11 protein-coding genes are annotated in these 14,537 nt (G+C 59.5%); 9 read left to right on the top strand and 2 right to left on the bottom strand.

From position 1 onward, the window contains the following. The first annotated feature begins 102 nt into the window (after positions 1-102). The 6 genes from infB to CKALI_RS06860 all read left to right on the top strand — a co-directional run bounded on the left by infB (position 103) and on the right by CKALI_RS06860 (position 7,326). Positions 103-3,012, top strand: coding sequence for a translation initiation factor IF-2 (gene infB / locus CKALI_RS06885; RefSeq protein WP_156192589.1), 2,910 nt, complete (start codon positions 103-105; stop codon positions 3,010-3,012). Between the two features lie 90 nt (positions 3,013-3,102). Beyond that, the gene (gene rbfA, locus CKALI_RS06880; protein WP_156192588.1) at positions 3,103-3,531 is read left to right on the top strand and encodes a 30S ribosome-binding factor RbfA; all 429 of its coding nucleotides are present in this window, start codon (positions 3,103-3,105) and stop codon (positions 3,529-3,531) included. 3 nt (positions 3,532-3,534) lie between these two features. After that, positions 3,535-4,503 (top strand): DHH family phosphoesterase, encoded by a 969-nt coding sequence (locus tag CKALI_RS06875; protein WP_231580425.1) that lies wholly within the window; start codon positions 3,535-3,537, stop codon positions 4,501-4,503. Positions 4,504-4,512: 9 nt separating this feature from the next. After that, a complete protein-coding gene (locus tag CKALI_RS06870; RefSeq protein WP_156192587.1) occupies positions 4,513-5,835 on the top strand; it encodes an MATE family efflux transporter in 1,323 nt (440 codons plus the stop codon). A 41-nt stretch (positions 5,836-5,876) separates the two neighbouring features. Further along, positions 5,877-6,677 carry a metallophosphoesterase family protein gene (locus CKALI_RS06865; protein WP_156193695.1) on the top strand — a complete coding sequence of 267 codons (801 nt, stop codon included), beginning with the start codon at positions 5,877-5,879 and terminating at the stop codon, positions 6,675-6,677. Continuing rightward, complete coding sequence (locus CKALI_RS06860) at positions 6,670-7,326, top strand: 4'-phosphopantetheinyl transferase family protein (RefSeq protein ID WP_156192586.1); 657 nt, start codon at positions 6,670-6,672, stop codon at positions 7,324-7,326. The genes CKALI_RS06865 and CKALI_RS06860 overlap by 8 nt, the downstream gene beginning before the upstream one ends. 82 nt (positions 7,327-7,408) lie before the next feature. On the opposite strand, the gene truB is transcribed toward CKALI_RS06860, so the two are convergent. After that, complete coding sequence (gene truB, locus CKALI_RS06855; protein WP_156192585.1) at positions 7,409-8,302, bottom strand: tRNA pseudouridine(55) synthase TruB; 894 nt, start codon at positions 8,300-8,302, stop codon at positions 7,409-7,411. Between the two features lie 12 nt (positions 8,303-8,314). Here truB and CKALI_RS06850 point away from each other — a divergent pair, with 12 nt between their 5' ends. The 3 genes from CKALI_RS06850 (at position 8,315) to CKALI_RS06840 (ending at position 12,365) form a co-directional block, all read left to right on the top strand. Beyond that, positions 8,315-9,298: a bifunctional riboflavin kinase/FAD synthetase gene (locus tag CKALI_RS06850; RefSeq protein WP_156192584.1), complete on the top strand. Its 984-nt coding sequence runs from the start codon at positions 8,315-8,317 to the stop codon at positions 9,296-9,298. Between the two features lie 107 nt (positions 9,299-9,405). Then, positions 9,406-9,675, top strand: coding sequence for a 30S ribosomal protein S15 (gene rpsO / locus CKALI_RS06845; RefSeq protein WP_156192583.1), 270 nt, complete (start codon positions 9,406-9,408; stop codon positions 9,673-9,675). A gap of 467 nt (positions 9,676-10,142) precedes the next feature. Next, the gene (locus CKALI_RS06840) at positions 10,143-12,365 is read left to right on the top strand and encodes a polyribonucleotide nucleotidyltransferase (protein WP_156192582.1); all 2,223 of its coding nucleotides are present in this window, start codon (positions 10,143-10,145) and stop codon (positions 12,363-12,365) included. 51 nt (positions 12,366-12,416) lie between these two features. Here the strand turns inward: CKALI_RS06840 and CKALI_RS06835 are convergent, their stop codons facing one another. Continuing rightward, a complete protein-coding gene (locus CKALI_RS06835) occupies positions 12,417-14,447 on the bottom strand; it encodes a metallophosphoesterase (protein ID WP_156192581.1) in 2,031 nt (676 codons plus the stop codon). Between the last annotated feature and the right edge of the window lie 90 nt (positions 14,448-14,537).

Raw genomic sequence — 14,537 nt, 5'->3', positions numbered from 1 at the left:
TGAGCACCCGATGAAGCATCAGCGATGAACGTCAATATAGACACCTAGAAGCGCCCGGCTTTTCGACGGCCTGGACGCTTCTAGAAAACCTAGAGGAGAAAAGTGCCCGGAAAGCTACGTGTACATGAGCTTGCAAAGCAACTCGGTATTACCAGCAAGGAACTACTCGCAACCCTGAAAGACCAGGGCGAGTTTGTGAAGACCGCGTCTTCCACCATTGAACCACCTGTGGTCAAGAAGATGGCCCAGTTTTACGAGAAGAAAAGCGGCTCGCCTGCGAAGGACCAGGCAAAGCCTGCTGCGCCTAAGCCAGGTGTAGCTGCAGCCAAGCCTGGTGCCGCCAAGAAGCCTGCGGCCACACCAGCACCTGCTCAACCAGGAGCTCCAAAGCCTGCTGCCGCGGCAGCCAAGCCTGGTGCGCCTAAGCCAGCTGTCAAGCCCGCTCCGGCACCACGTGCCGCAGCCGAGCAGACCCCTAAGTTCCAGGCTCCACAGGCGGAATCCGCCAAGCCGGGTGCTCCTAAGCCAGCTACTCCGAAGCCAAGCACGCCAAAGCCGGGTGCACCTAAGCCAGCTCAGGATCAAGCTCCAGCGATGCCACGTCCAATGGCAAAGCCAGGACCGAAGCCTGGTGCTCGCGCGCCACGAGTAGCTAACAATCCTTTCTCCACTGGTGGTTCTTCTGAGCGACCAGCACCACGTCCAGGTGGACCACGCCCAGGCGGCGGTCGTCCGGGCCAGGGTGCTCCACGTCCAGGTCAGGGCGGACCTCGTCCGGGCCAGGGTGGCCCACGTCCTGGTCAAGGTGGACCTCGCCCAGGTCAGGGTGGCCCGCAGCGTCGTGACGCTCGCCCACAGGGCGCAGCATCCGGTTCCGAGGAACGTCAGGGTGGCGGACGTCGTCCATCGCCAGCGATGATGCCTAACAACGCACCTACGCCAGGTCAGATGCCTACGCGCGCCGCCGGTGGCGGACGCGGTCGTGGCGGCTCCGGTGGCCCAGGCGCTGGCGGCGGCCAGGGTGGCGGCTTTAACCGTCCAGGTGGCGGCACCGGTGGACCTGGTGGCGCTCGCGGCGGTCGTCGCGGCGGTACTGCTGGTGCTTTCGGACGTCCTGGTGGCGCACCTCGCAAGGGTCGTAAGTCGAAGCGCCAGAAGCGTAGCGAATACGAGGCAATGCAGGCCCCTAACGTCATCGGTGGCGTACGCCTGCCTGACGGTCAGGGTGCAACCCTGCGTCTTGCTCGCGGTGCATCCCTGTCTGACTTCGCTGAGAAGATCGGCGCAGACGCAGCAGCACTCGTCCAGGCGTTGTTCAACCTTGGTGAAATGGTCACTGCAACCGCATCCGTGTCTGAAGAGACTCTGATGCTGCTCGGTGAAGAAATGAACTACAAGGTCCAGGTCGTCTCCCCAGAGGACGAAGACCGTGAGCTCCTGGAGAGCTTTGACCTGCAGTTCGGTGAAGACGAAGGCACAGAAGAAGACCTCGCGTCTCGTCCACCAGTGGTCACCGTCATGGGTCACGTTGACCACGGTAAGACTCGTTTGCTGGATACGATCCGCCAGGCAAACGTTGGTAAGGGCGAAGCCGGTGGCATCACCCAGGGCATCGGCGCCTACCAGGTCGAGGTTCACCTCGAGGAGCAAGATCGCACCATTACGTTCCTGGATACCCCAGGTCACGAAGCCTTTACGGCTATGCGTGCCCGTGGTGCCAAGTCCACTGATATCGCGATCCTCGTCGTTGCCGCCGATGATGGCGTCATGCCTCAGACCGTGGAAGCAATCAACCACGCTCAGGCTGCCGACGTCCCAATCGTCGTGGCTGTGAACAAGATCGATAAGGAAGGCGCATCCCCGGAGAAGATCCGTGGTCAGCTGACCGAATATGGCCTGGTTCCAGAAGAGTACGGCGGCGAGACCATGTTCGTGGACATCTCTGCAAAGCAGGGCACGAATATCGACGCACTGCTCGAGGCTGTCTTGCTCACCGCAGATGCTTCCCTCGACCTGCGCGCTAACCCAGACATGGATGCACAGGGTGTTGCTATCGAAGCGCACCTGGACCGTGGCCGTGGCCCAGTGGCCACCATCCTCATTCAGCGCGGTACCCTCCGTGTCGGCGAGTCCATTGTTGTGGGTGACGCCTTCGGTCGTGTTCGTCGCATGGTGGACGAATACGGCGAGGACGTTGAAGCTGCGGGTCCATCCCGTCCAGTCCAGGTCCAGGGCCTTAACTCGGTACCTGGTGCCGGCGACAACATCCTCGTGGTAGAAGACGACCGCGTGGCACGCCAGATCGCTAACCAACGCAGCGCCCGCAAGCGCAACGCGCTGGCAGCGAAGACCCGCAAGCGCGTATCCCTGGAAGATCTGGATGCAGTGCTCAAGGAAACTTCGACCCTCAACCTCATCCTCAAGGGCGACAATGCAGGTTCTGTCGAAGCTCTGGAAGAGGCTCTGCTCAAGATCGAAGTGGACGACGAAGTGCAGCTCAACATCATCGACCGTGGTGTCGGTGCTGTGACGCAGACCAACGTCTCCCTGGCAGCTGCTTCCGACGCAGTGATCATTGGCTTCAACGTTCGCGCTGAAGGCAAGGCCACTGAGGAAGCTAACGCCGAAGGTGTCGAGATTCGTTACTACTCCATCATTTACCGCGCTATCGAAGAGATTGAGCAGGCTCTCAAGGGCATGCTCAAGCCAATCTACGAAGAGCGGGAAGTGGGCAAGGCCGAGATCCGTGCGATCTTCAAGGCTTCTGCTGTCGGCCTCATTGCAGGTTGTATGGTCGAATCCGGCAAGGTGCGTCGCAACGCTCAGGCTCGACTCATCCGCGACGGCAACGTTATCGTGGAGAAGACGAACATCGATTCCCTCCGCCGCGAGAAGGACGATGCTGTCGAGGTAACCGCAGGTTACGAGTGCGGTATGGTGCTGTCCTACCCTGATATTCAGGTTGGCGACACCATTGAGGTGTACGAAATGGTCGAGATTCCTCGCGATTAAGAAAGTTGAATGTGGCCCTCAGATCGGACGAATTAAGCTAGAAACGTCCGTACAGAGGGCCACATTCGCCCCAAGGTTTAGGAGTTATCCGTGGCAGACAACGCTCGTTCCGCTAGGCTTGCCAAGCGCATCCTCCAGATCGTGGCTTCCGCAGTGGAGCTGCAGATCAAGGATCGCCGACTTGAGTTCGTGACGATTACCGACTGTACGGTGAGCGGCGATCTGCACGACGCCACGGTGTACTACACCGTGCGTGGTGCGACGATCGATGAGGCTCCGGACACGGAGGCCGCTGCAGAAGCTCTGCACCGGGCTCGTGGCCAGCTTCGAAAGATCGTTGGTGATCAGTTGGGTGTCCGCTTCACTCCAACCTTGTCCTTTAATCTGGATACCGTTCCGGAGGCTTCCGCTCACATGGAGGCGTTGCTCGCCAAGGCCCGCAAGCGCGACGAGGAGTTGCGCAAGCTGGCCGAAGGGGCAAGGCCTGCCGGTGATGAAAACCCATATAAGGACGAATAGCAGATGAATCCTCTGCCTTTTTCCGCCGCCACCGCGCTGGTTGCTCAGGCGACGTCCATCGCGGTGATCGGGCATGTTCGTCCCGACGCAGATGCTATTGGCAGTGTGAGCACATTGCTGCAGGCATTTCAGCAGTTGGGTAAGGATGCGTCCGGGTGGATTGGGCAAGAGGATGCATTCGCAAGCAATCTGTTGTCGATCCCGTTCGCGAGCGATGTCTCGTGTGCGGCCGTGCTTCCACAGGTGGACCTCCACGTGGTTGTCGACTGTGGCTCGATTGATCGCGCTGGCGCCTTTCGGGAGTACCTAGAAACCTGTGGTGTGCCACTGATCATGGTGGACCATCATGCATCTAACTCTGGGTTCGGCGATGTCAATCTTCTTGATCATTCTGCTGAATCCACCACGACGATTTTGCGCGAGTGGCTGCGTGACCTCGAAGTCTCGCTGAACACCGGCATCGCGCACAGCTTGTACGCGGGCTTGGTCACCGACACCGGCAACTTCCGGTGGGGTCGTCCCCAGATGCACACTCTGGCCGGCGAGCTGGTCGCGCATGGCCTCGACACCCGCGTCATTGCGGGCCAGCTTATCGACGACGTCAGCCTCAGCGGACTCAAGATGGTGGGCAAAGTGCTGTCCGGCATCGAGCTGCGACAGGCGGGAGACCTGCAAGTCGCAATCCTCACGGCCACCCACGACGTGATTGCAGGGCAATCAATGTCCGAGGTCGAAGGCCTCGTCGACTACGTCCGTGGTATCGACTCCGCCGATCTTAGCGTGGTCTTCAAGGAATATTCGCCTGGCTGGTTCGCAGTATCCCTGCGCACCACCAAGGACCTAGATGTTTCCGCCATTGCTGGCAAACTTGGTGGCGGGGGTCATGTCCAAGCGGCTGGGTACACCACGGAGGGCACTGTCGCTCAAGTCCATTCGGATTTGCTGCACGTGGCGGAGTCCGTCGGTAGGTAAGTGGCTGCTATGGGCGTCGATAAGGCGGTGCGCGTTGATGCGCGCACCATTTTCGGTCTTGCTTTGCCCGCGTTGGGTGTGCTGGCAGCAACCCCGCTGTACCTACTTTTGGACACAGCTGTGGTGGGTCGGCTCGGCACCACTGACTTAGCGGCTCTGGGCGCTGCGACGACGATTCAAGCCCAAGTGACCACCCAACTGACATTTCTGTCTTATGGAACGACAGCGCGTTCGGCGCGGCTGTTTGGCGCTGGTCGCAGGGCAGATGCTGTGCGGGAGGGCGTCCAAGCAACGTGGGTGGCATGTGCGGTCGGCCTAGTGCTGGCAACGTTCGTGTGGTTTTCTGCGCCAACCTTGAGTTTGTGGCTGGCAGGGGAGCAACCAGTGGCACAGGAGGCCACGCGCTGGCTTCGGGTTGCTGCACTAGGCATTCCACTAATTCTGGCCACGATGGCGGGTAATGGCTGGTTGCGTGGCATCCAAAACACGCGCTTACCTCTTGTCTTTACGCTGTGCGGAATCATTCCGAGTGCGGCGCTCGTGCCAGTGCTCGTGCATCGTTACGGGATTGTGGGTTCGGCGTGGGCGAACCTCATTGGGGAGACTATTACGTTTTGCGGGTTCCTCGTTGCGCTTCTTGTGACGCATAAGGGTTCGTGGCGACCAGACTTTGGCATCATTGGCCAGCAGCTCGCAATGGGTAAAGATCTGATTTTGCGGTCGTTGCTCATGCAAGTGTCGTTCGTGTCGGCGGCTGCGGTGGCAGGCAGGTTTGGCGCGGCATCGCTCGCGGCACACCAGGTGATGTTGCAGTTGTGGTCCTTTTTGACGCTAGTGCTGGATTCGCTGGCAATCGCCGCGCAATCGCTGGTCGGAGCTGCGCTGGGTGCGACTTCGATACCAGCGGCTCGGGAGATCGCAGTGAAGGTCGTGCGCTATTCGGTTGCGCTGGCTCTTGTGTTAGCGCTGATTCTCGCGGCAGGGTACCAAGTCATTCCCGCGCTATTCACCAATGATGCTGTCGTGCTGGATACGATGCTCACCCCGTGGTGGCTGATGTGCGCGATGGTTGTTGTGGGAGCTGTTGTCTTCGCGTTCGACGGTGTGCTCCTCGGCGCTTCCGACGCGGCCTTCCTCCGCAATGCGACGCTGCTGGCAGCCGTTCTGGGGTTCTTGCCCCTGGTGTGGCTGTCGCTCGCCTTCGACTGGGGAATTGTGGGCGTGTGGTGCGGTTTGGCAAGCTTCATTGTGCTTCGTGCTATCGCTGTCGTGGCACGTTTCTTCAGTATGAAGTGGACGCAGTCGGTCGTTGTGGCGGAAAATAGGGCATAATCAAGAAATGCAAGAGCAGGAAGGAGACCCGAGTGACGCATGTGCAAACGCTGTGGGCTGTCTCTGACCTCCACGCCGCGGTCAAAGCCAATGGTGCGGTCATCGACTCGATCCAACCTCGGCATCCATCTGACTGGCTGATCGTGGCTGGCGACGTAGCCGAGCGCACTGAGCTGGTCCTCGAACAACTCACGAGGTTGCGACAGCGTTTTGCGTGCGTCATCTGGGTGCCTGGAAACCACGAGCTATTCTCCCGCTCCGGTGACCGCGCCAAGGGACGCGACAAGTACGACGAGTTGGTGGATGGCTGCAGGCTTATCGACGTCCTCACCCCCGAAGACCCCTACCCGGTCTTCGCCGGTCGCACGATCGTCCCACTGTTCACCCTCTATGATTACTCCTTCCGTCAACCTGGTCACACCGTTGAGCAGGCGGTGCAAGCAGCTCATGACGTTCAAGTGGTGATGACCGACGAGTTTGCCATCGCCCCCTTTGTTGATATCCGTGCCTGGTGTTGGGACCGGCTCGCGTACTCGATTAAGCGCCTTGGGAGAGTGAGTGGGCCGACCATTCTCATCAACCACTGGCCGCTGGTCCAAGACCCGATCATGAAGCTGGCGTGGCCGGAGATTGGGCTGTGGTGCGGCACCCGACATACGCGTACCTGGGCGCAGCGCTATGGCGCCGAACAGGTCATTTACGGTCACCTTCACATGCCGGGAATCATCGAGGTGGGCGGCGTGCCCCACGTGGAAGTGTCGCTCGGCTACCCGCGCGAGTGGGAAAACTATCCGCAGGATCGGCCGTGGCCGTATGCCGTGCTGGAGGTTGAGCATGCTTGATGGCTCGCTTTTCCCGGCTTCCGCAAAGTTCAAGACTTTTCGCACCGGTCCTGAGCACACTGCGCTGGATCATTTTCACAAACTGCATCCACTTGAACGCGCTCTGGTTGCACACTCGCTGGACGTGCGGAAGGCCGAGTTTGGCGACGCTCGTTGGTGTGCCCATGAGGCTTTGAAAGAGCTCGGCCGTGATAGCGGTGCCCCGATTTTGCGTGGCGAGCGGGGGATGCCGCTATGGCCAGCCTCGGTCAGTGGATCCCTCACTCACACCGATGGTTTCCGTGCTGCGGTCGTAGCCCCACGGCTGCTCGTCCGTTCCATGGGGCTCGACGCGGAACCGGCAGAACCGTTGCCAAGTGGTGTGTTGTCTTCTGTCGCTCGGGAAGGCGAATTGGAACAGCTGGATCGTCTCAAAGCTCAGGGCGTCCACTGTGCGGATAGACTGCTGTTCTGCGCTAAGGAAGCTACGTACAAAGCGTGGTTCCCCCTCACACACCGCTGGCTCGGGTTCGAACAAGCTGAAATCGACCTGCGCGATGACGGCACCTTCATTTCCTACCTCTTAGTCCGCCCAACCCCGATACCATTTATTTCGGGCCGGTGGATCGTCCGAGATGGATATGTGATCGCTACGACTGCGGTGACCTAGTAAGCCCGGTCGGATTTGGTAATGCAGACTGACTTTTTCGGCAGTTTTCGTCAAGGTGCTTAACCAAATCCAGCCTGGGTGTCTACAGCGTCGAAGGGCGCGCCACGAACACCGTCGACAGCCGCTTGCCTTTCTCTTTCACCAGTGCCACAGCCTGGCCATTGGGCATGATCGCTGCGTGCACGCCCTGGAGTCCGCGCGGTTCGAGCCATTTGCCCATCGCTAGGTCGGCACCCTCAGCTTCGGTCACCTCGAGCACCGGGTATGAAAGTGCTAGCGCTTGATCAAGCGTCAAGGAAAACGAGGGAGATTCTTCAATCTCGGCGAGCGTGCGGGCATGAGCCAGTGTGAATGGTCCAACAGCCGTTCGGCGCAGCGCCGTCAGGTGGCCGCCGACTCCGGTGAGTTCGCCTAGGTCGCGGGCCAGCGAGCGGATGTAGGTTCCGGAGGAACAGTGCACTCGGACATCGAGGTCGTAGAACTCTTCGTCACGACGGCGATCCAGGACATCAAAGGCGAAGACTGTCACCGGGCGCTCCGGGATCACGACGTCTTCGCCGGCGCGGACGCGTTCATGCGCGCGCTTGCCATCGATCTTGATGGCGCTGACTGAGCTTGGCCGCTGCATGATGTCCCCGGTGAGCTGGGAGATGAAGGTATCGATGCTGGAGTCGTCGACAAGCGCTGCACTGGCGCGACTGACCTCGGTGCCCTCGGCATCGTCGGTGGTGGTGGCCATGCCGAGTCGGATGGTGGCCTCGTACGTCTTGGTTTCGGCGACCATGTGCGCGAGGAACTTGGTGCCACGCTCGATGCCTGCGACGAGCACGCCTGTCGCCATCGGATCAAGCGTGCCTGCGTGGCCAACCTTTCGGGTGCCGAAAGCTCGACGCAGCTTGGCCACCACATCGTGCGACGTCATGCCCGCAGGCTTATCGACGACCACAATTCCCGAATTCGCAAGCGCATCACACATGGCCACTAGTGTATGACGTACTCTTTATCCGTGGATATTTGGCATGGACTTGGAGACGTTGCCCCGGCGGCATCTGTCGTAACTATCGGTGTGTTCGATGGCGTGCACCGAGGACACCAGACGCTGATTGGTCGGGCCGTAACAGAGGCTACTGCGCGGGATCTGCGCAGCGTTCTCCTTACTTTCGACCCGCACCCGGTGGCCGTGATTCGTCCGGACAAAATGCCGGCGCTCCTCGGCACCATGACTGACCGTGCAGCTCGCGCCGAGGCCCTGGGCATTGATGCGATGCTCGCAGTTCCGTTCACCCGGGACCTCGCGCAGCTGTCGCCCGAGGAGTTCTTCTCCTCGGTGTTGTTGGATGTGGTGCAGGCTCGCGTCATTGTGGTGGGGGAAAACTTCACTTTTGGTCGGATGGCTGCCGGAGACGTCAATACCTTGCGCGAGCTGGGGGAGGCACACGGTGTCGAAGTTATCGTGTTGCCGCTGCTCGAAGAAGACGGCATCCGTTTTTCTTCGACCACTGTTCGTGGAATGCTGGACTCCGGGGATGTCTCTGGTGCCGCCCGTGTTCTTGGCCGCCCCTTTTCCGTATCGGCGACCGTAGTGCGCGGTGCCGGCCGCGGCGGCAAAGAGCTGGGCTTTCCGACGGCCAACATGTACTTCCCAGATGAGCGCGCCCTACCTACTGATGGCGTTTACGCCGGATGGTTCATCATTCGTTCCGCGGCGCCGATCTCTGGCGACATGGAGCCAGGACAGCGGTACCCAGCAGCCATTTCAGTGGGAACCAACCCCACATTCGGAGATACCCGCAGGTCGGTTGAGACTTTTGTCCTGGACAAGCACGCCGACCTCTACGGGCATGACTGTGAAGTCGAATTTATCGAGCACATCCGTGGCATGGAGAAGTTCACCTCCGTGGAAGAGCTGCTCTCAGCGATGAACCGCGACGTAGCTGAAATCCGCACGGTTTTGGGTATTTCTTCCTCTTAATGGTAGAGTCCCCAGGTGGTTTTACTGCGGTTCGCAGCAGTTGACCCGTCGCTTGTTTCAAGCGGTACATTTCATGCGGACTGAAATATATACAAGGAGAAAACTCCATGGCTCTTACTACTGAGCAGAAGAAGGAAATCCTGGCCGAGTACGGCCTGCACGAGACCGACACCGGTTCTCCAGAGGCTCAGGTTGCAATGCTGACCAAGCGTATCCAGGTCCTGACCGAGCACCTGAAGTTCCACAAGCACGACCACCACTCTCGTCGTGGCCTGCTGCTTCTCGTTGGTCGCCGCAAGGGCCTGCTGAAGTACCTCGCTGACAACAACGTCGAGCGCTACCGTGACCTCATCGGTCGCCTGGGTCTGCGTCGATAGTCTGCAGATAAGACTTCTTATATAGCAATTACCTCCGCCATGTTTTTGGTGGAGGTTTTTGTGTTTCTTGGGTGTTGAGGGCGCATCGCTTCCAGTTGACGTGCGGTGATGATCAAACTCTTTGCGTTACCCTGCACCGACGGATTGATGGGTAAACCTGCTCAGAGGTGGCGGGTTTACCCACCATTTGGTTGACTAGCTCGTCGGATTGATGGGTAAACCTGCACCTGGCCCGGAAGTTTACCCACCAGCTGGTGGGCTAGAAAGAGCAATCGTGCCTCTAAGCGGTGAACCGAAGGTCAGCTAGTCGGCTTTCGGTCTAAGAGGCGTCGACAAGCCAGCAAAGCTGGAATCCAGCACTTGCCCAGCTAGATGATATAATCGCAGGCAGTCTAAACACTGGACCCCAACATGGCGGCACCGATGACCGCCACGCACGATGAACGCAAAGAGGAGAACTCGCCTACATGAGCGATGTCGCTTTCTATCAAGACCCCGAATTTGGCACCTACGGTGTCACCGCAACTATCGATAACGGTGACTTTGGTACCCGTACCCTCCGGTTCGAAACCGGACAGCTGGCCCGCCAAGCAGATGGCGCAGTGACGGCTTTCCTCGATGAGGAGACCATGCTGCTGGCCACGACCACGGCTTCGAATCAGCCACGTGAAGGCTTTGATTTCTTCCCTCTGACCGTGGACGTTGAAGAGCGGATGTATGCCGCTGGCCGCATTCCGGGTTCTTTCTTCCGTCGTGAAGGCCGTCCTTCCACTGAGGCCATCCTTGCATGTCGCCTGATCGATCGCCCGCTGCGCCCGACGTTTGTCAAGGGTCTGCGTAACGAAGTACAGATCGTCATCACCGTACTGTCCATGGATCCTAAGGACATGTACGACGTCGTCGCTATCAACGCGGCATCCGCAGCTACCCAGCTTTCCGGCCTGCCAGTGTCCGGCGCTGTCGGTGGCGTGCGCATGGCACTCATCGCCGATGAAGCACACCCAAAGGGCAAGTGGATTGCATTCCCAACTCACGAACAGCACGAGCAAGCGCTGTTCGAGATCGTCGTCGCAGGCCGCATCGTGAGCAAGAACGTCGGCCGCAAGACGGTGAATGACGTCGCCATCATGATGGTTGAAGCTGGTGCGACCGAGTCCGTCATCGAGCGTGTCAAGGGTGGCGCCCCAGCGCCGACCGAAGACGTTGTTGCTGAGGGCCTGGAAGCTGCAAAGCCTTTCATCGAGGCGCTGTGCCGTGCGCAGGCCAAGCTTGCCGACGCCGCCGCCAAGGATGCTCAGGAGTTCCCACTCTTCCCGCCATACACCGACGACATTTACGCCGCGGTGGAGAAGATCGCTGCGAAGAAGCTCGAGAAGTTCATGTCCATCAAGGGCAAGCAGGAGCGCGAAGAAGCTACCAATTCCTACATGGATGAGGTCGTGGCAAAGTTTGAAGAAGACGAAGCCAAGGAAGTTCGCGCAGCCTACAACGCTGTGATGAAGGCTGTCGTTCGCCGCCGCATCCTGACCGAAGAGTTCCGCATCGACGGCCGCGGTGTCACCGACATTCGTGACCTCGGCGTAGAGGTCGACCTGATCCCACGCGCACACGGTTCCTCCCTGTTCGAGCGTGGCGAGACCCAGATCATGGGTGTGACCACCCTGGACATGCTGAAGATGGAGCAGCAGATTGACTCTCTGACCCCAGAGAAGTCCAAGCGCTACATCCACCACTACAACTTCCCGCCATACTCCACCGGTGAAACCGGTCGCGTGGGTTCGCCGAAGCGTCGCGAGATCGGCCACGGCGCCCTCGCTGAGCGCGCATTGCTTCCAGTGATCCCTTCCCGTGAAGAGTTCCCTTACGCAATCCGTCAGGTATCTGAGGCACTCGGCTCGAACGGTTCCACCTCGATGGGTTCTGTCTGTGCCTCCACGTTGTCCCTGTACAACGCCGGTGTGCCACTGAAGGCTCCAGTTGCTGGCATCGCGATGGGCCTGGTTTCCGATGAGGTTAATGGCGAGACTCGCTACGTTGCCCTCACTGACATCCTCGGCGCTGAAGATGCTTTTGGCGACATGGACTTCAAGGTTGCAGGTACCCGCGAATTGGTTACTGCATTGCAGCTGGACACCAAGCTCGACGGCATTCCTTCCGAGGTTCTGACCGCAGCACTGGCTCAGGCTCGTGACGCCCGCATCACCATCCTGGAAACGATGGCTGAAGTTATCGACGCCCCAGACGAGATGAACTCTCTGGCACCGCGCATCAGCACCGTGACCGTGCCTCAGTCCAAGATCGGCGAGCTGATCGGGCCTAAGGGCAAGACCATCAACGCCATCACCGAAGAGACCGGTGCTGACATCTCTATCGAAGAAGACGGCACCGTTTACGTTTCTGGCACCGGCGCGGCAGCCGATGCTGCGATCGAGAAGATCAACGCCATCGCTAACCCACAGCTGCCACAGGTCGGCGAGCGCTACCTCGGCACCGTGGTCAAGACCACCGCCTTCGGTGCGTTCGTATCTCTGCTGCCTGGTCGTGACGGCCTGGTGCACATCTCCAAGCTTGGCGGCGACAAGCGTGTGGAAAAGGTCGAGGACGTGGTAAGCGTCGGCGACAAGATTCAGGTTGAAATCGCGGACATTGACAACCGCGGAAAGATCTCCCTGGTTCCAGTCGAAGACTAATCACTAAGAAGTTAACCCCTTTCCGAGTCATGGAAAGGGGTTAACTTTTGCCTACATTCGAATGCCCAGCTGCTCAGCCTGCCGCTTGAGCTGCACTACCAACGGGTGTTGCGGTGCAAGACCGATAGCGGAAACAAGCGCCAGAATTGGCAACAGTGCGGCGATGAGACCACCGATGGCAGAACCCGTGGAAGAGGTTTCGGCAGAGCCTCCTGTATTGCCCGCCGTTGCGCTATCGCAAGCCGTGCCACGTGGCAGTGTGTTGCCCTTGCTATCCACGTAGATTTCCTGGATGTCGTTGTACTGGCGACGCTCGACCTGGACCAGGTTGTAGTCCTTGTCTAGCACTGGGAAGGCGTAGACCGGGGTAGTGGTGATCTTGGCGGCAACGGCATTGCTGCACTGGAGAGGAGCGAAGTCCATCTGAAGGTGGCCGTAGTGCTTACCGCCGTCGATAAGCTGGCGCGTACCGTCAATGTCCTGCCATAGCTCCGGCGCATCGGTCTGGGCCATCCACTCGGAGTGGGAGTTGAATTTCACCGGTGTGTACGTTCCGTCTTCGTTCTTGACGTTGTACTCGCCGCGGAGGCCGTCAGCTGCGACACCAACGTCGAAGTGGTGAATGCCGGTGCCGTCGCCGTCTGCATCGACAAAGGAGCGCTCGAACATTTCGTCATGGCCGGAGATGACGGTGGCCACGCCGTACTTCTCGAGCAGTGGTTCGTAGACGCGCATCGGGCTGCCCGGCTGCTCGTCTGAGGTAGCGGAAGCCATAGCGGTGCCGTGAACGCCAGAGGAGTAGGCGCTGTGGTGGAACTGGACAACGATGATCTGGCCCTTTTCGCGTGCATCGGCTAGTTGCTTTTCTGCCCAATTCCACTGCTCAGAGCCAGGATTGAAGTCCGGTTGATCTTCGCTGCCAGCAGCGCGGATCTGCTCCTCGGTGTAGGAAGTATTGGTGTCGGTGCCGAAAGCATCGGCGGCAGCAATGGCGGTGTCGTCTCCAGGGATGGCCTTGAGCTTTTCGACGTCTGCGTCTTGGTCTGGCAGGCCATTCGTGGAATCCAGCGTGATGATGGTCAGTGGGCCGTGGTCTACGCGGTGGTAGGAATCGGCGTGGTTCGGGTTATCGGAACCGAAGGTGTCGATGTAGGTCTGGTAAGCCTTGCGCCCCTTGGCTGGTCCTGCAGCAACACCTGCATCGTTGAGGTATCCGCCGTTGAGAGCACCGAAGGTTTCCCAGTTACCTAGTGCAGTAATCATGGGGACCGAGCCAGCAAGGTCGCCGTTCTCGCCGGCCATGTAGCCAAAAAACTCGTCCCATCCTGGCTGGTAGCCACCGCCCTGAACCAGGTCACCGGCAACCATCAGCAGGTCAGGGTCTTGACCTTGGATGATCTTGAGGTTCTCGCGCATCGCCTGATCCTGCGTGAGTGGGTAGCGCGGTTCCTCCTTGCCCAAGCGCTTATTGTGGCCGAACTTCTCAAACCACGCGGACCCTTCAGTCGGGCGTGGCAGGGACCCCTCAGCGTAGGACTCCGGGGCTTCCCATTCACGGGCGCCAGACACTGTTGGACGGCCTGCCGGTTCGGTCTCCGAGTCAGAGAACGCGATGACGCGGAACTCGTCCCACGTGCCACCTTGCGCGGGCGCGGTTGTGAAAGAGTCCGTGTAGGTGTGACCGTCGAGCTCGACGGTGTAAGAGTATTTTGTGTTGGGAGTCAGGCTCGTGGCGTGGGCCTGGTATTTCACATTGGTGTTGGATTTGAGCCAGGATCCTTGCTCCAGCCCCTCGATCTTTTGCGCTAGCTCGGCAGAGGTGTACGCCAGATGCGGCTGTGCTTCGCCCGTCACGGTTTCATTCACCACGACCTCGCCCTTCGGGGAGGTGACGGTGACAGTTGCAGGAGCATTTGTCTCCCCGAACCACGTCAGGGTCATTTCGTTAGCGGCTGGCTTCATGAGGTAGGGCGTGATACGAAAACCTGGTGCTGCGTCGGCAGCTACCGCGATTGGGGCGGTGATGGCTCCGTGTACTAGAGATAGGGACGCGATAAGCGCCACAAGGGGGCGGGAGGACATAGCTGGGCTCCTGATGAGGTGGGTGATGTTGCCTCATCGTTATAGCAATCCCACGTTTCCATCCAGCGGAATAGAAATTAACTCCTGGTA

The sequence above is a fragment of the Corynebacterium kalinowskii genome (genome assembly GCF_009734385.1).
Classification (GTDB): Bacteria; Actinomycetota; Actinomycetes; order Mycobacteriales; family Mycobacteriaceae; genus Corynebacterium; species Corynebacterium kalinowskii.
This window is presented reverse-complemented; position numbering and strand designations above follow the sequence as displayed.

What these genes read in the sequence shown, in the direction of transcription:
- CKALI_RS06875 (WP_231580425.1), top strand. Translation starts at nt 3,535, where the DNA reads ATGAATCCTCTGCCTTTTTCCGCCGCCACCGCGCTGGTTGCTCAGGCG.
- CKALI_RS06870 (WP_156192587.1), top strand. Translation starts at nt 4,513, where the DNA reads ATGGGCGTCGATAAGGCGGTGCGCGTTGATGCGCGCACCATTTTCGGT.
- CKALI_RS06860 (WP_156192586.1), top strand. Translation starts at nt 6,670, where the DNA reads ATGCTTGATGGCTCGCTTTTCCCGGCTTCCGCAAAGTTCAAGACTTTT.
- truB (WP_156192585.1), bottom strand. Translation starts at nt 8,302, where the DNA reads ATGTGTGATGCGCTTGCGAATTCGGGAATTGTGGTCGTCGATAAGCCT.
- CKALI_RS06850 (WP_156192584.1), top strand. Translation starts at nt 8,315, where the DNA reads ATGACGTACTCTTTATCCGTGGATATTTGGCATGGACTTGGAGACGTT.
- rpsO (WP_156192583.1), top strand. Translation starts at nt 9,406, where the DNA reads ATGGCTCTTACTACTGAGCAGAAGAAGGAAATCCTGGCCGAGTACGGC.
- CKALI_RS06840 (WP_156192582.1), top strand. Translation starts at nt 10,143, where the DNA reads ATGAGCGATGTCGCTTTCTATCAAGACCCCGAATTTGGCACCTACGGT.
- CKALI_RS06835 (WP_156192581.1), bottom strand. Translation starts at nt 14,447, where the DNA reads ATGTCCTCCCGCCCCCTTGTGGCGCTTATCGCGTCCCTATCTCTAGTA.